Below are 21,678 nucleotides of genomic sequence, written 5' to 3'. Positions count from 1 at the left end.
GATAGATGGAAGGAAAAGATATGATTAAATTTTATCCTAGTTTTAATAATATATTAAAAAATTTTCATGACTTATCTGGCAATCAAACAGGAATCATGAAATCTACAGTAATGCCTTTAGTTAACTTTAATGATGGGTTGTGCTTAAAGAGTATTACAGGGAGTATGCCAAATTACCATAAACAACTTATTGATAACCCTAATATGGATGTTCAGTATCATATTATTGGTTATGGTACATATTATGAAGAATCATTAATTAAATATACTGGTGAGAGTATAGAAAGATATTCAACTATGGTAGCGCCAAGATTAGTAGAAGAAGATATATTTTATGCAAGCTACAAGGAAGTAAGCAAACTTGGAAAAACCATGCCACTTAAATATATGGATGTATTTACAGAAGATCAAATAAAACAGTCATCTGAGTATGGTATGGATATACATTCAAAAAGAATTACAGAGGAAGATGTAATAGGATGGATAAAGTGTGCATCACTTTTCAATCCAAATGAAGATATATGGGTTCCAGCTAAAATGATGTTTGTAGGATACCAAAGTAATACAAAAAAAGGAGAAAAATCATTTATACCATCCTTTAGTACAGGAACAGCAGCACATAAGTCATTAAATAAGTCCTTGATTAATGCTTTAATAGAGTATGTTCAAATAGACGCATTTATTATTAATTGGTATACAAAACGTAAATGTCCTTTAGTAAAAATAGATGATGAGAATGTTAAAAGGGTTCTAGAAAGTGTAGCACTTGATGAAAACTCTCCTTATGAAATAATTCCAATGTATAACACATTACCAGAGTTGCCATTACCTATATTTGGAGTGTTTTTAAGGCGTAAGGATAAGAAGATGCCATACTTAGTTTATGGGGTACAGGGTGATTTTGATACTAAAAATGGTATGGTAAGAGCAATAATGGAAGCAGCAGCAATATCCTATAGTGGATATTACACTACTATTCATAGTAAAGAAAAACTTGAGTATGCATTAGGAGATAATCCTAAATTTTTAGATTTAGATATGAATGTTTTATATTATAGTACTAGTGATAAAACAGAAGAAAAAGATGAACTTATAGACAGTTTAATAGAAGGAGAAGTATTGCTTTCAGAAATAAAAACCATAGAGGATTTAAGTGAAGAAAGTCAGCTGCATCATTTGATAAAGTATTTATCGAAAGTAAGCGAATATGCTGTTTATATGGATGTAACGCCACCAGAAGCTAGAGAAAAAGGGTGGTATGTATCAAGAGTTTTAATTCCTGAAATACTTGAGATGTGTATACCAGAGTTTCCTTTTACAAATCATCCTAGGATATTAGAATACGGGGGAGTAAAAAATGAGTACCCACATCCTATGCCTTAATATTCTTATATTACTTGTAACTCTAAGTCCCGTAATGTGTGCACAAACTATTATGTACATAATCAATAATGGTGTTATAGATTATAGTATGGATAAGTTTTTAAAAATATTAGCGGCAGTATTGATTATAGTAATACTTTTATCAGCAGTATTGAAGATGAATGTTTTTATAGTTAATTTACCTAAACAAAACTATTGGTATTTAGTGGGAATGGTTTCAGTAGTAGTTATATTATGTATAGAAGTATTAATATCTTATATAACAATATGCTTAAGGGGAAAGTACGTAAGTGGTATAAGTCTTATAACAACGTGGAAAAAGGCGAGTATTAAAGTAATTGGACTTAGTGTAATTGTTGCACTTTTGGAAGAAGTGATTTTTAGGCAAATATGGTTTAGTATATTGATGAAGGAATTTAAAATGAATATAATACTAGTCATTATAATTTCGGGGGCTACATATGCTATGAATCATGTTTTTTTAGGAAAAAAAGTATTAATGCAAAAGTTTGTTACTGGCATTATATATGGATGCTTATTTTATTTTAGTGGGAATTGTGTAATAATACCTATGATTGCGCACTGTGTGCAAAATAGTGTGATACTTATGAAAGATAGAGGATAAAGTAAAATGCAATATTATGGATCGTACACATTAATAATAATATTATCACTTATACTTACTCTTTTGTGGGCAATAATTTACAAAATACCTCTTGGTAAAATTAAATTATTAAAAAAAAGTGCAATTTATGTTTGCGGATGGTTTAATATAGAAAAAGGTACATACTTAGAAGCTATAAAGGCAACATATTTTGTGGTATTTGGAATAATTGCTATTAAATTATTTGCAAAGTATTTTGCAGTTCATATATACAGTCTATTTTCCTTAAATAAAATATGGTATGGAATATTTCTGATGTTAATGGTATTTATTGTTTTAATTGAAATTACTATGTTAATAGGAATTTGGATTATAGAGATATTGTTTAAAAGTAATATTAGAGAAACTATAAGTAATATACATTGGATATCTTTTGATGAGAAATATCCAATGTATACAGCTATAATAAGACCTTTTTATATTGTGATGTTAGAAAGCATATTTTTCTATGGAATACTGATGAATATTTTAACCATAAAGCTTTATATGCCATTTATAATTGCATTAATAATTGTAACTATATTATTTACTTTTGGTAAATTATTAATAGTAAAAACTAAAGAACAGGCAGTGATTTTTGGAATCTGGAACTTTGTATTGTTTTTCACTAATGGATTAGTTCTAGGTTACACTGGAAGCCTTGTTATACCTATTATTATCTATTTTTTAAGCACTAGTTTTTGGGTATTCAAACATTAGAGATGTTTTTTATTTATATGAAAGGGGACTTAGGTGTGAACATATTAGAAATTAAGAACCTGGTTAGAAAGTTTGATAATGTAATTGCTGTTGACAATATAAGTTTTAATATAAAAGAAGGTGAAATTTATGGACTCCTTGGCCCCAATGGTGCTGGTAAAAGTACTACAATAAATATGCTATGTGGGCTTTTGACTCCAAACTCTGGAACTATAACTATTTTAGGTGAAGATATAAATAAAAACTCAAAAAACATAAGATACAATATAGGGGTAGTTCCACAGGATATAGCAATATACGATGATTTAACAGCATACGAAAATGTAGCCTTTTTTGGCAGTCTTTATAAGATTAGCGGAAAAGAGCTAAAAGAAAGATCAAAAGAAGCATTAGAATTTGTAGGTTTGAAAGATAGAGCTAAAGAATTACCTTCCAAATTTTCTGGCGGAATGAAAAGAAGGCTTAATATAGCTTGTGCTTTAGTTCATAGGCCTAAACTAATGATAATGGACGAGCCTACTGTGGGAATAGACCCTCAGTCAAGAAATCATATATTAGACTCTATTAAGAAATTAAACCAAATGGGCTGCACTATCATTTATACAAGCCACTACATGGAAGAAGTTGAATCTATTTGCACAAGAATAGGAATCATTGACCATGGGAAATTAATTATTGAGGGTACTAAAGAAGAATTAAAACAAAGTAGCTTAGAGACAAGTTCTGTTTTAATTACAGTAAACTCAGTAAGTGAAGTTAATGTGGATGAAATAGAAAAGATAGATGGGGTTTTGAAGGCTTCAATAGATAAGAATACTATAATTATTAATACTAACGCAAAGATAAATAATTTAGATCAAATAATTATTTATTTTAGTGAAAAAAATATACACATAAATAATTTGGAGAATAAAGGGATGGATTTAGAAACTGTATTCCTTAATCTTACTGGGAGAAATTTAAGGGATTAGAGGTGTAAATTATGATACTCTTAAATATAATAATTAAAGAAATAAAGCATATAATAAGAGACAAAAAAAGCATGTTTATGATGACTATATTTCCTATCATTATGATATTAATACTTGGTAGTGCTTTCTCACAAAGTTTTTCTTCTTCTAATTCAATATCTAAAGTGAAGGTGTTATATCTAATAAAAGATGAATTAAAAGTAGGAGAAGAATTTGAGAAGTTTAGTAAGGAAATAGAAAAAAATATGGACGTGAGCTTTACTAAAATAGATAATGAGGATGAAGCGAAAGAGTCTATTAAAAATGGTAAGGTTGATTGTTACATAAAAATAGATAATGAAGATACAATAGAACTTAATAGCAATAATATAAGAGATTTTAATGCTACTTTAGTAGAAACCTTGGTTAATACTTTTGTTGAAAAATATAATTTACTAGAAGAAGTTTATATGGATAATCCTTTAGCTGTAGAAAAGATAACAGAAGGTAATGGGGAGTTGAACTTTGCAAAAGTTCAGTCTGTTGCAAATAATAAAACGCCTAGATCCATAGATTACTATGCCATATCTATGTTTACCATGACCATTTTATATGGCTGTTCAACTGGTATCATGTCAATGCTTAGAGAAAATAGTACTAAAACTAAAAATAGAATTTATGTAAGCTCAGCAAGTAAACTACAATTAATGTTAGGTAAGATTGTGGGGGGGGCTATAGCTACATCTTTTCAGGTTATTATGGTGTTTTTATGCAGTAAGTATATTATAGGAAGTAATTGGGGCAATAATGTTTGGGTGGTTTTATTAGTCTCATTTACAATGATAATTATGTCTGTTTGCATTGGGGTAGGCTCCTCATATATATTTACAAATCCAAGTACTGCAAGTATAATTACTAATATTTTAATACCTCTTATGGTGTTTTTGGGTGGAGGGTATATTCCACTTAATGTATTTAATAATGGAGTTTTAAATTCTTTATCTAAAATATCACCAATAAGGTGGACAAATAAATCAATATTTCAGATTATATATGAAAATAACTTTAGTACAGTGGGAAGGGCTATATCAATCAATTTGATTACAGCATTAGTATTTATTGTTATTCCTATAGTTTTGAGTAAAAGAGGAGGAAAGATAAGTGGGGAATATATTTAAGATTTCAAAAAGAATATTGAAACAATCCTTTAGGAAAAAATCTAATATAATAACCTTTTTATTACTTCCTATAATAGGGGTTTTTGTTGCCTTAGTTTTTAATACTACAAAAGGTACAACAATTAAAGTTGGTATATGTAATTTAGATAGTAGCTATATTTCAAAAGACATGATAAGTACTATAAGTACAAATAAAAAGTTTGAAATAATTGAACTAAAAGAAGAGGATATAAACAATTTGGTTTCGAATAATATAGTAGATTGCGCTTTAGTAATACCAGGGGACTTTAGTGAGAAAATTTATAACAATAACTTTGAAAGTATAAAAATAGTTGCCATGCAAGGAAAAGAAATAACGGCATGGATTGAAAATGATCTTAATTATTATATATCAAATATAACGGATATAGCTAAAGTATCTGAAGGTGATAAAGAAATGTTTGATAAAATATATAAAGGATATAAAGATCAAAAACTAAAACTAAATAGTATAAAATTAAATGATGAAAGTACAAATAAAGGAGTAACCAAGAATAGTATAGGGTATCTAATGCTATTTATGATGCTAGGCTCAAGTGTAACTGCTAACTGCATTATAAAAGATAAAGAGAATAGAACGTACTTTAGAATCTTTTGCTCACCTATAAGTAAGGTAGAATATGTGGCTAGTAATGTATTAGCTAGCTTGGTGATAATTTTAATGCAAATAGCTGTAATATTAATTATTTCAATAGGAATTTTCAAGTTAAACTTTTACATTAATATTGGAACATTAATTATAATCCTAGTTAGTTTTGGTTTAGTTTCAATAGGTTTTGGGATAATAATGGCAGCATTTTCGGAAAGTACAGCCCAATCGTCACAAATTTCTAATATTTTTATACTGCCAACATGTATGCTTTCAGGTTGTTTATGGCCTATTGAATTTATGCCTAAGTTTCTACAAAGCTTTGCAAATATATTTCCACAAACTTGGGTTTTGAAATCAGTAGAAGATCTTCAGCATGGGATGACATTGTGGCAAGTTCAATCCTACATATGGGTAGTTATAGCTTTTGCATTTGTGTTTTTCCTAATTGGAATACTAAAATTTAAAACAGACGAGAATTTAAAAAGATTTGTGTAACGTTTATTAAATAAAAAATTCTTATGTTTAAAAGAAATAAATAGAAAAATACTTGTTATTAGGTGAAGCTTAAGACCTCATCTAATAATATTTTAATTACAAAAAAACACAGAATATACAAAGTTTTAATTGTATTATAGATACAGTAAACCTTGTTTTTTAAATAAAAGATAGATTCATTAAGCTATATATTGTATACTTATATAGGTTTTAAAATATATATTAAAGGAGATAAAAAGTAATGATGAGAACTTTAGGTACCACAGCAAGAGGGATTAGGACTCCTATTGTAAAAGAAGGAGACGATCTTCCACAAATAGTTGTTGAATCTCTTTTAAAGGCAGTAGAAAGTGAAGGATTTGCACTTCATGATAATGATGTTATTGGAATAACAGAGTCATTAGTAGCAAGAGCACAAGGAAATTATGTAACTCTTGAAGATATTGCAAAGGATGTTAATGAAAAATTTGAAGGGGACATAGCACTTATGTTTCCAATATTAAGTAGAAATAGATTTTCAGTGATATTAAAAGCATTAGCATTAACAGGAAAGAAAATTCATTTATTTTTAAATTATCCATCCGATGAGGTTGGTAATTCTTTAATGGATGTAGATAAGATGGATGAACTTAACATTAACCCATATATAGATCTATTAACAGAAAAGGATTATAGAAAACTCTTTGGAGAAAGGGTAGAACATAAATTTACAGGGATTGATTACATCAGTATGTACAAAGAAATATCAGGTAATATAATTATATACCTTGCAAATGACCCAAGAGAAGCATTAAAGTATAGCAAAGAAATTTTAGTTGCTAACATACATGAAAGAGAAAGAACTAAAAGGATACTTAAAAAGGCAGGAGCTAAAACTGTCTATGGACTTGACGATATTTTAACAGAATCTATAGATGGCAGTGGATATAATGCTGATTATGGTCTTCTTGGTTCAAATAAAGCAACTGAGAATAAAGTAAAGTTGTTTCCAAGAGACTGTAAAGAATTTGTTACTAAGGTACAAAAGATTATAAAAGAAAGTACCGGTAAAAATATTGAGGTTATGGTATACGGAGATGGTGCATTTAAAGATCCTGTAGGTAAAATATGGGAACTTGCAGATCCTGTAGTATCACCAGGTTTTACAGATGGTCTTTTAGGAACACCAAATGAAATAAAGATAAAATACATAGCGGATAATGATTTTAAAGGTATGAGTTCTGCTGAAATGACAGATGAAATGAAGAAAAAGATAAAGGCAAAAGAAGGCAAAAAGGTAGAAGGAAATGAAACTCTTGGAACTACACCAAGACAAATTACAGATCTTTTAGGTAGCTTATGTGATTTAATAAGTGGTAGTGGAGATAAGGGGACGCCAGTGGTTTTAGTTCAAGGCTATTTCGATAATTACGCTACAGAATATTAAAACATTGTAAATTACCTTTAAAGATTCAATTATTATAAAGATAGTTTAGGAGTAAAATCAAGTGAGTCTTAGAAGAACTTATCCAGGGGCGTAGCAGCCGTCATCCCCACCTTGAAGAGGATAGGGGTGTTACGGATGGTAGCCATCGGATAAAAGATATATTAACTCTATAAACTATAAAGGGGGTAATCTTATGGCAGATATAAAATATGAAATAAAAGAAAATGTAGGAACTATTTCTGAATCATCAAAAGGTTGGAAAAAAGAATTAAATCTAATAAGCTGGAATGGAAATGCAGATAAATATGATATAAGAGAATGGGATCCTGATCATAAAAAGATGGGTAAAGGAATAACCCTTAGTAAAGAAGAGTTAAAATCAATTAAAGATATGTTAAACAATATGGAATTGTAAAACTTTTTAAAGTTATTATTGTTATAAGCAATTATTTATAACAATAATAACTTATTTGCATACATGGGTAAATCTTCTTATTTAGAGAGCATATCATGATTAATAAGCAATAAGCAATAACCAATAAAACAAATAAAACATCCTCAGTGTAAAGTTTATAAACTAATACTGAGGATGTTTTATTTTACATTTAATAAGGGGGTTATAAAGTAATTTATTATTTTAATATAGATACTAGAGAGGGGGACTGACTAGTATCTATATATTAAAGGGGTTTTATTAATTACTATAATATTATTATAATAGTATTTTGTTACAATTCTATGTCATCAATAAATATTATTTGTTAACAATAAATTTAAGATTGGATAACTCTTTAGAGTAATTTTTAATTTTATATTTAGGAGTATTTATAAGCCTAATTATACATACTAGTATTGAAGAAAGTAAAGTTGAAGAAAGTAAATTTGATTAGAGGTGAAAGATATGAAGAAAAAAGATAAAAAAGAATGGAGTAAAGAAAATTATTTAGCAAATGGTCATAAGACTCAAAATCAATGGGCTAAAAATAAGCTTGTAACTACAGTAGAGGAGCCAGGAATTAATGAGAGTGGGCTAGAAGCTAAGAGAAAAGGATATTAGTATATACAAAAAAATTTTAAAAAATATCTAAAATTAAAATTATCTGAAAGATTTATTAGATAAGATAGAAGTTAAAGAAGTACTAGGTAAAAAATGCCTAGTACTTTTTTATTGTAAGAAAGTCTTAATGATTACAAACAGGTACCTGTAAGATTTTAGCTATATAATTAAACTAGAGCAGAAATAAAGGGAGATGGTATAATATTTTATAAGGTGTTTTAAAAGAACATTAGACAAAAGGGTAAAATAAAATGCCTAAGTATCAAGAGGGGGCAATTGAATGGAACAATATAATATATTAGTGGTAGATGATGAGAAAGAAATAGTTGATGCTATAGATATATATCTTACTCATGAAGGGTTTAAAGTTTTTAAAGCTTATGATGGATTAGAGGCACTGGAAATCTTAAGTGAACAGGAGATACATTTAATAATAATGGATATAATGATGCCTAAAATGGATGGTATGAGAGCTACAATGAAGATAAGAGAGAAAAAGAGTATCCCTATAATAATGCTTTCTGCAAAGTCGGAAGACACAGATAAAATTCTTGGGCTTAATATGGGAGCGGATGACTATATAACAAAACCTTTTAATCCATTAGAACTTATAGCAAGGGTGAAGTCACAACTTAGAAGATATGTGAATCTTGGAAACTATAAAGGTACTACTGATGAAATAATAACAGCAGGTGCTTTATCTTTAAATGATCTTACTAAAGAATTAACTGTTGATGGTGAGTTAGTTAAGATAACACCTTTAGAATATAAGATATTAAAATTACTTATGACGTACAAAGGTAGGGTATTTTCTATTGATGAAATATACGAAAAGGTGTGGAATGAACCATCATATAACACAGATACGGTAACAGTCCATATAAGAAGGATACGAGAAAAGATAGAAATAAATCCAAGTGATCCAAGATATTTAAAGGTGGTGTGGGGTATTGGCTACAAAATTGAAAAGTAGTAAGATATTAAGATTTATATCAGTTGTAATTTTAACAGTTAGCCTAATTTTATTAGCTTTCATGGGTATATATATATTAAAAAATTATGACAGTGTAAAAAGTCAAAATTTTTATGAAACAAATAAATTCAAAAATCCATTTAATGATTTAAATTATGCAGTTGTAGATAGCTTTGAAGTATACAAGAGTGAGGAAGAAGTAAGAAATCCTATAAATTTACAAGAAAAATATGTGGATATAAATCTTAAAAAGAATTTACAAGAGTATGAAAATGCTATTGAAAGGATAGAGAGTTCATATGAATATAAGATAAATAGTGCAAAGGTCCATGAAAGTAAAGATGAATTACAATTTATCTTAAGTAATAAAGAAAAAGATATAGAAAAGGCTAAAAAGGATATTTTAAAAACAGAAGAAGAAATAAGAAAAGATATGTTAGATGTAAGGATAGAGGAATATAATAATAAATTAAATATTATTAATAGATTTCCAAATATAAAATATATTATAGAAGATAATAGTGGAGATAGACTTAACACTAATATAGAAGATGATTTAAATGAGGAAACTATTAGTAATTTAAAAAATGATAGTGATTTTTATTTAATTTTAAATATAGAAAACAAGAAAAATGTACTTGAAAGTGCAGATTCCAATTTTACTAAAGAACAACTAAAAAATATTATTAACAATGATAGTTTCAATTATAGAAATACAGAAAATAAAAATTTGAAAATATCTTATTTTGTACCAAAAAGTTTTATTTATGAAGATGAAATAAGTTTAGGAAAAGAAAATTATAATAAGTTAAAATCCAAAGCATTGGTGGAAAAAGCGATTCTTTTATCAGCAGTTCTTGTTACCTTATCAATCTTAGCTTTAATATATCTAAATATTCAAAGAAAAGATAAAAACAAAGATAAAAGTATTCTTGAGAGAATATATAGTAGAATATACATTGAATTTCAACTTGTAATATTGTGTATAGGATTAGTTTCAATTATTATTACCGCTTATGAGTCTTTAAAAGAGCCAGTGTATACAATACTTTTAGGAATAGCTATGATAGGTACCTATTATTTAATGGCATTTACTTATGGAAGCATAATTGAAGTAAAAGAATTAGGGATTAAAGAGCTTCTTCGAAGGAAAAGTTTAATATATAAGATGATAAACGGATTAAATAAAATAGTAAAGAGTGCAGTAGAAGAGGTATTTCTTATAAAATCTACAGGAATTAAGATAGCAATATTTTTAATCTTAACATTTATATTTATGGTATCAATGTTATCTTTACGTGGATCTAGACGTGGATCTAGTGATTTTATAACATTAATTTTAGTCATATATATACTGACCTATATAATTTCAGTTATATTATATGTAGTAAAATCTGCAAATTATCTAAATAAGATAGTAGTTGGTAGTTTTAAAATCGCTAATGGAGATTTAAATTATGTTATTGATGAAGGTGGCAAGGGAATTTTAAAAGACCTTTCTCATAATATAAACAATATGAAGAGTGGACTTAAAGAGTCTATTGATAGTGAGGTAAAAAGTGAAAGGATGAAGACAGAACTTATAACTAATGTGTCTCACGATTTAAAGACTCCTCTAACTTCTATAATAACCTATGTAGATTTAATTAAAAATGAGGATTTGACTAAAGAGGAAAGAATGGATTATATAAAGGTTTTAGAAAGAAAGTCTGAAAGGCTGAAAATTCTTATAGAAGATCTTTTTGAAGCATCAAAAGCTGCTAGCGGAGAGGTGGAGCTTAATATAGAAAAGGTAGATATAACATCACTTTTAAAACAAGCTTTAGCAGAATTTGAGGAAAAAATCAAGGAAAGCTCTTTAGATTTTAAGATTAATCTTCCTAAAGAGAAATTATATATAATGGTAGATGGTAAAAAGACCTGGAGGATATTAGAAAATCAAATTAGTAATGCTTTAAAATATTCATTAGAAAATACAAGAGTTTATATTAATATAGAAGATATAGATAATAAAGTAGTTATAACTATAAAAAATATATCAGCTTTTGAAATAGATTTTAATGAAGATGAGATACTAGAAAGATTTAAAAGAGGAGATCAATCTAGAAATACTGAAGGATCTGGACTAGGCCTTGCTATTTCAAATAATTTAACAAAGCTTCAAGGGGGAGATTTTAGAGTTAGCGTAGATGGAGACTTATTTAAAGTGATTATAGAATTTCCCAAGATTTAATATAGTTAAGCTAATCATTATAGAGAGTTATCATTATTAACACTTCCAGATAAATGAACTTAATCTAAAGATAATAATTCACTAGTACTTAAGTATGATTATATTACTAAAAAGAGGAGATAGTTCTCCTCTTTTTGCATTACTTATTTTTACAAATAAGTAATTTTATTAGAACTATTATTTTAGTAGTGACAAAAGATCTTTATTGAAAATTAAAAATATAATTATTATTTGAATAAAGATAATAAAAGGTATGCCATATTTAAACTTAGAGTGTTTGGTTTTGTGTCTAAACTTTTTCATGCCTAAATAAGAACCAATACTGCCTCCCAAAACAGCTATAATAATTAAGGTGCTTTCGCTTATTCGCCACTGAGATTTTTTGGATCTTGATTTATCTATGTACATAGATAAAAATCCTAAGATATTTAAAAGTATAAAGTAAAACAAAATAAGTTTGTAAATAATAATCAGCCCCATATCATAAATTTTTAGTATATCTAATTAATTATATCATTAGTTGAAAGAATATAAAAAGTAAAGTGGAAACCTTTATAATGGCCTGTAGAACCTTAATTTAAATGTTAAAAATACTGTGATAAAGCTAATTTAATAATTAAATCAATAAAAAATATCTTCATTGACACAATATATAGTGTGTGATAAGATTTTATTAACTAGATATTGAATTATATAGGTGGCTACAAACATTGTAGCTTAAAAGGGAATTAGGTTAAAATCCTAAACGGTCTCGCCGCTGTACTGGAGAGAGGTTTGCCATTACCACTGATTTATCGGGAAGGGGCAGATGTTGATGAGCCAAAGTCAGAAGACCTGCCTATATTGTAATCACTGTTTACTCTACGAAGTATAGAGGGGTGAGGTAGTTAAAATCTAAATTTTAGCTATTATCCTTCTGCCTACATTTGCAGAAGGATTTTTTAATTTAATTCTATTGATTTAAACTAGAAAATGTTTTATGATGGAAAAGTTATTGTTTAAAAAAGAAAGCAAAGCTTTTTATGGAAGGAAGTAATGTTTATGATTACAAAGATTAAAAAAAGAGATGGTAGAGAAGTAGCTTTTAATATGGAGAAGATTACGAATGCCATGATTAAGGCCACTAAATCTATAAATGAATATGATTATGATATAGCGTTTGATTTAGCTAAAAAAGTAGCGAATTTACTAGAAGAAGACGAAATAAATATTCCAACTGTTGAGGAGATACAAGATATAGTTGAAAAAGTTCTTATAGAAAATGAATATGCAAAAACTGCCAAAGCTTATATATTGTACAGAGCTGAAAGAACAAGGGTTAGAGAAATGAATACAAGGCTTATGAAGGTATATGAGGATTTAACATTTAAACAAGCAGAAGACAATGACATAAAACGTGAAAATGCTAACATAGATGGAAATACTGCCATGGGGACTATGCTTAAATATGGTTCAGAAGGTGCTAAGGAATTTAATGAGATGTTTGTTTTAAATCCTAAGCATTCAAGAGCTCATAAGGATGGAGATATTCACATACATGACTTAGATTTTTTAACACTTACTACTACTTGTTGTCAGATAGATATTATTAAGTTATTTAAAGATGGATTTAGCACAGGACATGGATACTTAAGAGAACCTAAGGATATTCAAAGTTATTCTGCTTTAGCCTGTATTGCTATTCAATCTAATCAAAATGACCAGCATGGAGGCCAAAGTATTCCAAATTTTGATTATGGGTTAGCTATTGGTGTAAGGAAGACCTATGTGAAATTATATAGAAAAAATATTGTAAATGCTTTAGAACTATTAACAGAAAAAGAAGATATATTAGATTTTACTGAGAATATATTCCAAGAGATTAAAGAAGATTATGATCTTATGCCTTCTCTAGAAAATGATGAAAAATATATAAAAATTGAAAAAGAATATTTATGTAAATATATAGATGATAATAGTATAGTAGAAAAGGTTCAAGAATTTGCTAAAAGAAAGGCAAATAGTGAAACAGATAGATGCACATATCAAGCAATGGAGGCTTTTATACATAATTTAAATACCATGCATAGCCGTGCAGGGGCCCAGGTTCCATTCAGTTCTGTAAACTATGGAACTGATACTTCGGCGGAAGGAAGAATGGTAGTTAAAAATCTTCTTTTAGCTACTGAAAGAGGACTTGGAAATGGTGAGACGCCAATATTCCCTATTCAAATATTTAAAGTTAAGGAAGGGGTAAATTATAATGAAGGTGATCCTAATTATGATTTATTTAAACTTTCTTTTAGAGTTAGTGCAAAAAGGCTATTTCCCAATTATTCATTTATAGATGCTCCTTTTAATCTTAAATATTACAAAGAAGGAAATCCTAATACAGAAATAGCATATATGGGATGTAGAACAAGAGTTATGAGTAATATTAATGATAAGTCAAAAGAAGTAGTTTATGGAAGGGGCAATCTTAGCTTTACAACCATAAATCTTCCAAGAATAGCTTTGAAAAGCAATAAAAATATAGAAAAGTTTTTTGAAGAGCTTGATAAAGAAATGGATATTGTTATAGATCAATTAAAAGAAAGATTTGAGATTCAATCAAAGAAAAAGGTTAAGAATTTTCCTTTTCTTATGGGACAGGGAGTCTGGATAGATTCAGATAAGTTATCCTGGGAAGATGAAGTAGGAGAAGTACTTAAGCATGGAACTTTATCTGCAGGATTTATAGGACTTGGTGAATGCCTTAAAGCATTAACAGGAAGTCATCACGGAGAGTCAAAGGATGCCCAAAAGTTAGGACTTGAAATTATTTCATACATGAGAAATGCTATGGACCTTGCAACAGAAAAATATAAGCTTAATTTTTCTATTATAGGAACTCCTGCTGAAGGTACTGCTGGCCGTTTTGTAAAACTTGATAGAGAAATATATGGATCAATTGAAGGAGTTACGGATAGGGAGTACTATACTAATAGTTTTCATGTTCCAGTTTATTATGAAATAGGAGCATTTAATAAGATAAAAATAGAAGCACCTTATCATGAACTTACAAATGGAGGACATATAACTTATGTAGAGTTAGATGGTGATCCAAGTCAGAATCTTCAAGCCTTTGAAAAGGTAATTAGAACTATGAAAGAGTGTGGTGTAGGATATGGTTCTATAAATCACCCTTTAGATAGAGATCCAGTCTGCGGATATTCAGGTATAATAGGGGAACAGTGCCCGGGATGTGGTAGAAAAGAAGAAGATGTAAAATTCCAACGTATTCGTAGAATAACAGGATATCTTGTAGGTACTTTAGATAGATTTAATGATGCAAAAAAAGCAGAAGAAAGAGATAGAGTTAAGCATTTATAAAGAAATTAACAACTTATTTTATAGGGGGATTCTATATGGATACTAAATTAAGGGTTGCAGGCATAATAAAAGAATCTATTGTAGATGGACCAGGAATAAGACTTGTAGTGTTTGCTCAAGGTTGCCCACATAATTGTGAGGGCTGTCACAATCCACATACTCATTCATTTAATGGAGGAAGTTTTATAGATATAGAAGAAATATTAAATGAAATGAGAAACAATCCGCTTTTAGATGGAGTAACATTAAGCGGAGGAGAGCCTTTTGAACAGGCAAATGCTTTCACTGAACTTTCAAAAAGGGCTAAAAAAGAAGGCTATAATATAATTTCATATACAGGATATACTTATGAATATATAGTAAGTTATAGTGATGAAAAAAATAAGTGGTTAGAGTTTCTAGAGAAAATAGATATACTTATAGATGGAAGATTTGAATTATCTAAAAAGAATATGCTATTAAAATATAGGGGATCGGAAAATCAGCGTATAATAGATGTTAAAAAAACTTTTCAAAAAGATATTATACAAATAGCAGATATTTAACTAAAATTATCAAGTGATTCTTAGACTCACGTGGAGTTTGCTTGTAAGGAATACATCTCTCCATCTGAGTCTTAGAAGAACTTATCCAGGGGCGTAGCAGCCGTCATCCTCCACCTTGAAGAGGATAGGGGTGTTACGGATGGTAGCCATCAGATAAATCTTTTATTAAAAAATATAATATTATGTATTTTAGATTGTCTACATATAATTTATTTTAATGAAATATATGTAGACAATTTATATTATTATTGATATAATACTTTACGGAATATCTTAAAGGTATTTTTGATATAACATAATATATCAAAGGCTAGATTATACTTAACATTTTTAGATACATAGAATATAATATTTAAAGTTGTTTGATGAAGTCTATAGTAATAGAGTTCTTAAATGCAGGTGTTGAAATCCACTTTGAAAAAACTCAAAGGGGTTTTTATTTTTTTGTTTAAATTTACATTATAAGGAGAGTTTTAATGAATAATAAAAGATTTAAAGAATTATTTTCTGACAGGAGGTTTTATAAGAGTACTTTTATATTAGCAATGCCTATAGTACTTCAGTATCTTATTGCATCATCTATAAATATGCTAGATACAGTGATGATTGGTAAAGTTGGCGAAATTGAGCTAGCGTCAGTAGGTATAGCAAATCAATATTACTTTTTGTTTAGTTTAATTGCTATGGGTATAAGTTCTGGGTGTTCAGTATTTATAGCTCAATTATGGGGTAAAAAAGATAAAGAGAATATAAGAAAAGTTTTAGGTATAGGATTATTTAGTGGAATTATAGTAACTTTTATATTTACGATAATAGCTTTAATATGGCCACAGGGTATAATATCTATATTTAATAAAGATAAAGATGTTATAGCACTTGGAAGTCAGTATCTTAGAATAGTTAGTATAAGTTACATATTTACAACAATTACATTTAACTTTGCAACAGCTTCTAGGAGTATAGAAAAAACAGTGGTTCCAATGCTAGCTAGTCTTGTAGGACTGATAGTAAATGGATTTTTAAATTACGTATTTATATTTGGAAAGTTTGGATTCCCGGTTATGGGTGTTAAGGGTGCGGCGTTAGCAACAGTAATAGCAAGGATAATGGAATGTTTAGTTCTTTTAATACATATTTATGTATCAAAAAGTATACTTTCAGGAAGATTAAGGGACTTTAGAGGTGCTTCTAAAAAGTTAACTTTAAATGTATATAATATTATAATCCCAGTAGTATTAAATGAAGCTTGCTGGGGACTTGGAAATGTAAGTTATGCAATTATATATGGAAGAATAGGAACTCAGGCTATAGCAGCTATACAAATATGTACTACGGTTCTTAATTTATTTATGATTGTAACCTTTGGACTTGCTAATGCTTCGGTTGTGGTTGTTGGTAAGGAAATTGGAGCCGGGAATGAAGAGACAGGAAAACTTTATGCTAGAAGACTTTGTGCAATTTCAATAGGCATAGGGATGATACTTTCGGTTGTATTATTGTTATCTACATCCTCTATACTTTCTATATTTAATGTATCAGATGTAGTAATTAGAGATGCTAAGTATATATTATATATTTACGCGTTATTTATGCCAGTTAAAGTGTATAATGCATTAGTTATAGTTGGCATATTAAGGGCTGGTGGAGATGCTAAATATGGGGTTATAGTTCAATCAATAACCTTATGGCTTATAGGAGTTCCTTTTGCATTTTTAGCTGCATTTATATTTAAATTACCTGTATATATGGTAGTTTTAGTTGCTTGCAGTGAAGAAATAGTGAAGGTAATTATACTTATAAAAAGATTTATATCTTATAAGTGGATAAATAACATGGTGGAAGAATTAGAGGTAGAAAATAGCATATAAGATAATGATGTACCTAGATAGATATTAAAACACGTTATAACCCATAGTAAACAAGTAATTAAAATAAAAAATATACTTGTTAATAAAAAATAATTCATGTATAAATTTCAAAACTAAACAAATAATAAACATACAATTAAGATAGAGATGGTAATCCATTTAGATTTAAAACTCTTTTATATTAAAAGATAAGTAATTATTAAAAACTATCTTAGTTAGATAGTCTATTATAAGGAGGAAAATACTATGGGAATTTTAGCATGGATAATACTAGGAGCCCTTTCTGGCTGGATTGCAAGTATGATTACTGGCAAAGACTCTGAAATGGGAGCTATGGCAAATATAATTGTAGGAATTATAGGTGCCTTTTTAGGAGGCTTTCTATTTGGACTCATAGGCGGGAAAGGAATCACAGGATTTAATATTTGGAGTCTACTTGTGTCCGTTATAGGAGCAGTTATTTTATTAGCCATAATTAATGCAATAAAAAAGAAATAGTGAGTGTACAAAAAAACCTCTGATTATAAATCAGAGTTTTTTTTGCTTTTTAAAATTAAGTATCAAGTGATTCTTAGAAGAACTTATCCAGGGGCGTAGCAGCCGTCATCCCCCACCTTGAAGAGGATAGGGGTGTTACGGATGGTAGCCATCGGATAAAAGTATAAGGGAGACTACAAAATATTATTTTTTTAAAGGATGTAAATCTTTACATGTTTAAAAATGAAAGAAGGGGAAGAAGAAGCTTTCATAAAGATGTGATATCATTAAAAAAAGCAAATAAAACTGACGCATTAATGAAACTATAATTCATAATACTAAATTTTATAATTATCAGAAAAAATAAGATAGAGGTGCTTACATGAAAAAAGAATTTTCGCTTAGTAATGGGAAGGCAATGATTAATTTCACAGCAAAATACTGTAATACGGAGGAGTGTTTATTAGATAGTAAAGGATTTGAAATTATTCTTTCTGAGTATTTAGATGATAGAAAGGGAAATAAAAGTAATATATATAAGTACATAAACAAATGTTTAAATCAGGATGAAATATGTTTAGAATTAATAAAGATATTTAAATTTTTAATAGTTTTAAAAGCAGACGAAATAATAAAAATCGATTTAAGGTATAAAAAGCTATTGGAGGATAAAAATAAATTTATAGGTTTTGTAGAGGATCTATATAATTTTTGGAGAAAGCTAGAAAGATATACTATTGTTGAAAACAACAAGATTGGTGAAGGACTTCAAAATGTTAATTTTATAGATGCTAATAACGAATTTTCAAAACTTATCTTAGATGTATATAGAAAAGTAGAAGAAAACGTACTAGGTGTAAAGCCAAGCATATATAGACAATTACCAGCAGGTGGAAATGCAGGACTTATATTAAATCAGACTAACTTTATATATGGTAAAGGTTACGAGTGTTTGGCTAAGATACCATTTATACAGTCTATAGTTTTAGATACTCCATTTATAACTTATCCTAAAAAGAATACTAGAGATGGTATATTTAAAGAAATTTATGAAAATCCACTTAAAGACTGCTCTATAAATGCTGAGCATTGGTTTTGTTATCCTACGAAAGTAGGAAGTTTGCTTGCGTACATTTATTTCCATAGGGATTTTATGGCTCATGGGGTTACTTTATGTAACCTATTTGAAATGGCAAAAGAAGAAGAATATAAAGATGAAAAGCCAGATATAATTTATGTTTTTGGAGCTAAAGATGAAGAAAAGCAGATGAAAACAGTATTTTATGATGATGTGGAAAATGACATAATGACAGGATATATAAACTATCACCATGATATGGATTACTTTGGATACATGAAAAAGATGACTTTAACATTACACAATTTAATAATGATAAAAAGAGGTAATTTACCTGTTCATGGAGCTATGGTTAATATAATTACAAAAGACGATAAAACCTTTAATATAGTTATTATGGGTGATAGTGGAGCTGGAAAATCGGAAAGCATTGAAGCTTTAAGAAGTCTTGGATCAGAATATATAAGTGATATGACTATAATTTTTGATGATATGGGTGTAGTAAAGTTAAATGGTGAAGGAAAGCCTTTAGGCTATGGCACAGAAATAGGCGCCTTTGTAAGGCTGGATGATTTAGACACGGGTTATGCATTTAAGCAACTAGATAGAAGTATATTTATGAATCCTGATAAAATAAATGCAAGATTAGTTATGCCAGTAGCTAGTTATAATGAAATCATAAAAGGAGAAGCTATAGATTTATTTCTTTATGCTAATAATTATGAAGAGGGAGAAGCCTTGGAACTTTTCAATAGTGAAGAGGAGGCTATTAGGGTATTTAAAGAAGGAACTAGAATGGCAAAGGGGACTACTACAGAAAAGGGACTTGTAACATCTTATTTTTCTAATCCTTTTGGACCAGTTCAAAAACAACAGGAGATGGATGAACTTATTCCAATATTCTTTAAAGAGTTTTTTAAGAAAGGGATAAGAGTGGGTCAATTAAGAACAAAACTTGGTATGGCTGGTAATGAAAAGAAGGGGCCAAGAGAGGCATCTTTAAAATTATTGCAGGAGATTAAAAAGTTATAAAAAGTTATAAAAAGTATTCAAAATACCCACATATACTTGTGGTACAAGTATATGTGGGTATTTTTATTAAGTTAGTGTGTAACTGTATGGTATCAGATTATGATAAATCAAGGCTTTAAATCTATGTTTTAAAGACAATGTATACTTATTTAATGGTATAATTTATTTGTTCGCCATAAGATTGAAACTTTTAAAGGGTAAAGTCTTAGGTGGTTATTATATGTTAAAAGGTATATGATGGGGGGAATTTCATGGACTCTTCGGAGAAAAGAGATCTGATACTTAATGGTAGTTTGTACAAAGTAATAATAACATTAGCTTTGCCTATTATGGTAAATAATCTTATTCAAACTCTTTATAACTTAGCAGATGGAGTTTGGGTAAGTAAGATAGGTTCAGTTGAATTTGCTGCTACAGCTTTTGTATGGCCAATAAACTTTTTATTTATATCACTTGGTATAGGTCTTTCAATTGCAGGTACATCTATAATATCTCAATTAGTAGGAGCTTCTAAATATAAAGAAGCAAATATTTATGCTACACAACTTATTGTGATATCTTTTATATCATCAGTTGTTTTTGCCATACTTGGATATTTAATAAGCCCTGGTGTTATTAGGCTTATGGGAGGATCAGGGGATCTTGGAATGTATAGCAACATATATCTAAAGATAACATTCTTAGATATGCCATTCATGTTCTTATTTTTTAGCTTTAACTCTATTATGAATGCACAGGGAAATACAGTTTTACCAACTGTGCTAAGTGGTATTAGTGCTATAATAAATATAGTTTTAGATCCTATATTCATATTCACACTTGGTATGGGGGTAGCAGGAGCTGCTATAGCCACATTAATAGCCAAGGCGTTACTCGCTTTTGCAGGAATCTTTATTCTAATGCGCTCCTCAAAGATGCTAGTAAGGCCAAGTTTTAAAAACTTTAAATTTGATAAAAAGATATTAAAAAGAATTGTAAATGTGGCATTGCCATCTTCAGTTGGACAATCTGGATCAGCATTAGGTTTTATTGTGTTAAATGGCTTTATTGCTTCCTATGGAACATCAACCTTAGGTGCTTTTGCTATGGTTAATAGGATAACATCATTAATAATGCAACCAGCTATGGGGGTTGGCGCAGCTTTGACGTCTATTGTTGGGCAAAATTTAGGATCAAATCAAATAAATAGAATAAAAGAGGCCTTCACAAAGTCTTTAAAACTTACAATCTCATTTTCTGTGGTTGGATGTAGCTTACTTCTTTTCTTTAATAGCCCTATAATAAACTTTTTTATGCAGTCAAAAGATGATTTAGATGTTATATCTCAGGGTATAACTTATCTTAAGTTTACATCTGTATCTATGCCTCTTATGGGCATATTTAGTGTGCTTCAAGGTGTTTTCCAAGGCACAGGACATACTAAGTACTCCATGGCTATGGAAATTGGTCGATTATGGTTTGTAAGACTTCCTATGATTTTGTTATTCAAATATTTTACAAGTGTAGGTCCTTCAGGAATTTGGTTTTCTATGGGCTTTAGCAATTTGATTGTCTGTCTATATGGATTTTATGTGTATAGAAAAAATAATTGGCAAACACAGGTTATAAGGTAGCTCATTTAAAGGACAAGTAAATTATA

General features: G+C 28.9%; 18 protein-coding genes and 1 riboswitch. Of the genes, 17 read left to right on the top strand and 1 reads right to left on the bottom strand.

The window, feature by feature from the left end:
* Positions 1-20: 20 nt before the first annotated feature.
* The 11 genes from BV55_RS0114540 to BV55_RS14975 all read left to right on the top strand — a co-directional run bounded on the left by BV55_RS0114540 (position 21) and on the right by BV55_RS14975 (position 11,688).
* Complete coding sequence (locus BV55_RS0114540; protein ID WP_029453539.1) at positions 21-1,382, top strand: YcaO-like family protein; 1,362 nt, start codon at positions 21-23, stop codon at positions 1,380-1,382.
* On the top strand, positions 1,357-2,007 hold the full coding sequence (locus BV55_RS0114535; protein WP_029453538.1) for a CPBP family intramembrane glutamic endopeptidase: 651 nt from the start codon (positions 1,357-1,359) through the stop codon (positions 2,005-2,007). The genes BV55_RS0114540 and BV55_RS0114535 overlap by 26 nt, the downstream gene beginning before the upstream one ends.
* Before the next feature lie 6 nt (positions 2,008-2,013).
* Positions 2,014-2,745 carry a SagF family protein gene (locus BV55_RS0114530; RefSeq protein ID WP_029453537.1) on the top strand — a complete coding sequence of 244 codons (732 nt, stop codon included), beginning with the start codon at positions 2,014-2,016 and terminating at the stop codon, positions 2,743-2,745.
* A gap of 35 nt (positions 2,746-2,780) precedes the next feature.
* The gene (locus BV55_RS0114525) at positions 2,781-3,716 is read left to right on the top strand and encodes a daunorubicin resistance protein DrrA family ABC transporter ATP-binding protein (RefSeq protein ID WP_029453536.1); all 936 of its coding nucleotides are present in this window, start codon (positions 2,781-2,783) and stop codon (positions 3,714-3,716) included.
* 11 nt (positions 3,717-3,727) lie between these two features.
* Positions 3,728-4,873 carry a SagG family ABC transporter permease subunit gene (locus BV55_RS0114520; RefSeq protein ID WP_029453535.1) on the top strand — a complete coding sequence of 382 codons (1,146 nt, stop codon included), beginning with the start codon at positions 3,728-3,730 and terminating at the stop codon, positions 4,871-4,873.
* Positions 4,857-5,999 (top strand): ABC transporter permease, encoded by a 1,143-nt coding sequence (locus tag BV55_RS0114515; RefSeq protein ID WP_029453534.1) that lies wholly within the window; start codon positions 4,857-4,859, stop codon positions 5,997-5,999. The genes BV55_RS0114520 and BV55_RS0114515 overlap by 17 nt, the downstream gene beginning before the upstream one ends.
* Before the next feature lie 241 nt (positions 6,000-6,240).
* A complete protein-coding gene (locus tag BV55_RS0114510) occupies positions 6,241-7,425 on the top strand; it encodes a coenzyme F420-0:L-glutamate ligase (RefSeq protein WP_029453533.1) in 1,185 nt (394 codons plus the stop codon).
* A gap of 193 nt (positions 7,426-7,618) precedes the next feature.
* Complete coding sequence (locus tag BV55_RS0114505; protein ID WP_029453532.1) at positions 7,619-7,840, top strand: YdbC family protein; 222 nt, start codon at positions 7,619-7,621, stop codon at positions 7,838-7,840.
* Between the two features lie 486 nt (positions 7,841-8,326).
* Positions 8,327-8,482 carry a hypothetical protein gene (locus tag BV55_RS15635; RefSeq protein ID WP_157469676.1) on the top strand — a complete coding sequence of 52 codons (156 nt, stop codon included), beginning with the start codon at positions 8,327-8,329 and terminating at the stop codon, positions 8,480-8,482.
* A gap of 280 nt (positions 8,483-8,762) precedes the next feature.
* The gene (locus tag BV55_RS0114495; protein ID WP_029453531.1) at positions 8,763-9,455 is read left to right on the top strand and encodes a response regulator transcription factor; all 693 of its coding nucleotides are present in this window, start codon (positions 8,763-8,765) and stop codon (positions 9,453-9,455) included.
* Entirely contained in the window at positions 9,433-11,688 is a 2,256-nt protein-coding gene (locus tag BV55_RS14975; RefSeq protein ID WP_029453530.1) for a HAMP domain-containing sensor histidine kinase, read from the top strand. Before BV55_RS0114495 ends, BV55_RS14975 begins: the two co-directional genes overlap by 23 nt.
* Before the next feature lie 177 nt (positions 11,689-11,865).
* Here BV55_RS14975 and BV55_RS15460 read toward each other — a convergent pair whose 3' ends face one another.
* Positions 11,866-12,168 carry a DUF1294 domain-containing protein gene (locus BV55_RS15460; protein WP_084170577.1) on the bottom strand — a complete coding sequence of 101 codons (303 nt, stop codon included), beginning with the start codon at positions 12,166-12,168 and terminating at the stop codon, positions 11,866-11,868.
* A 198-nt stretch (positions 12,169-12,366) separates the two neighbouring features.
* A riboswitch (cobalamin riboswitch) is annotated at positions 12,367-12,544 on the top strand.
* 185 nt (positions 12,545-12,729) lie between these two features.
* Between BV55_RS15460 and BV55_RS0114485 the strand changes: the two genes are divergently transcribed.
* From BV55_RS0114485 to BV55_RS0114455, 6 genes are all read left to right on the top strand, one after another.
* Positions 12,730-15,039, top strand: a complete 2,310-nt coding sequence (locus tag BV55_RS0114485; protein ID WP_029453529.1) for an anaerobic ribonucleoside triphosphate reductase — start codon at positions 12,730-12,732, stop codon at positions 15,037-15,039.
* 35 nt (positions 15,040-15,074) lie between these two features.
* Positions 15,075-15,584 carry an anaerobic ribonucleoside-triphosphate reductase activating protein gene (nrdG, locus tag BV55_RS0114480; RefSeq protein ID WP_029453528.1) on the top strand — a complete coding sequence of 170 codons (510 nt, stop codon included), beginning with the start codon at positions 15,075-15,077 and terminating at the stop codon, positions 15,582-15,584.
* A gap of 476 nt (positions 15,585-16,060) precedes the next feature.
* Positions 16,061-17,452: an MATE family efflux transporter gene (locus tag BV55_RS0114475; RefSeq protein WP_029453527.1), complete on the top strand. Its 1,392-nt coding sequence runs from the start codon at positions 16,061-16,063 to the stop codon at positions 17,450-17,452.
* A gap of 246 nt (positions 17,453-17,698) precedes the next feature.
* Entirely contained in the window at positions 17,699-17,950 is a 252-nt protein-coding gene (locus tag BV55_RS0114470) for a GlsB/YeaQ/YmgE family stress response membrane protein (protein WP_029453526.1), read from the top strand.
* 361 nt (positions 17,951-18,311) lie between these two features.
* Entirely contained in the window at positions 18,312-20,039 is a 1,728-nt protein-coding gene (locus tag BV55_RS0114460; protein WP_029453525.1) for a phosphoenolpyruvate carboxykinase, read from the top strand.
* Between the two features lie 251 nt (positions 20,040-20,290).
* On the top strand, positions 20,291-21,652 hold the full coding sequence (locus BV55_RS0114455) for an MATE family efflux transporter (protein WP_029453524.1): 1,362 nt from the start codon (positions 20,291-20,293) through the stop codon (positions 21,650-21,652).
* Positions 21,653-21,678: the final 26 nt, after the last annotated feature.

This window comes from Clostridium algidicarnis (assembly GCF_000703125.1).
GTDB classification, from domain to species: domain Bacteria; phylum Bacillota; class Clostridia; order Clostridiales; family Clostridiaceae; genus Clostridium_L; species Clostridium_L algidicarnis.
This window is presented reverse-complemented; position numbering and strand designations above follow the sequence as displayed.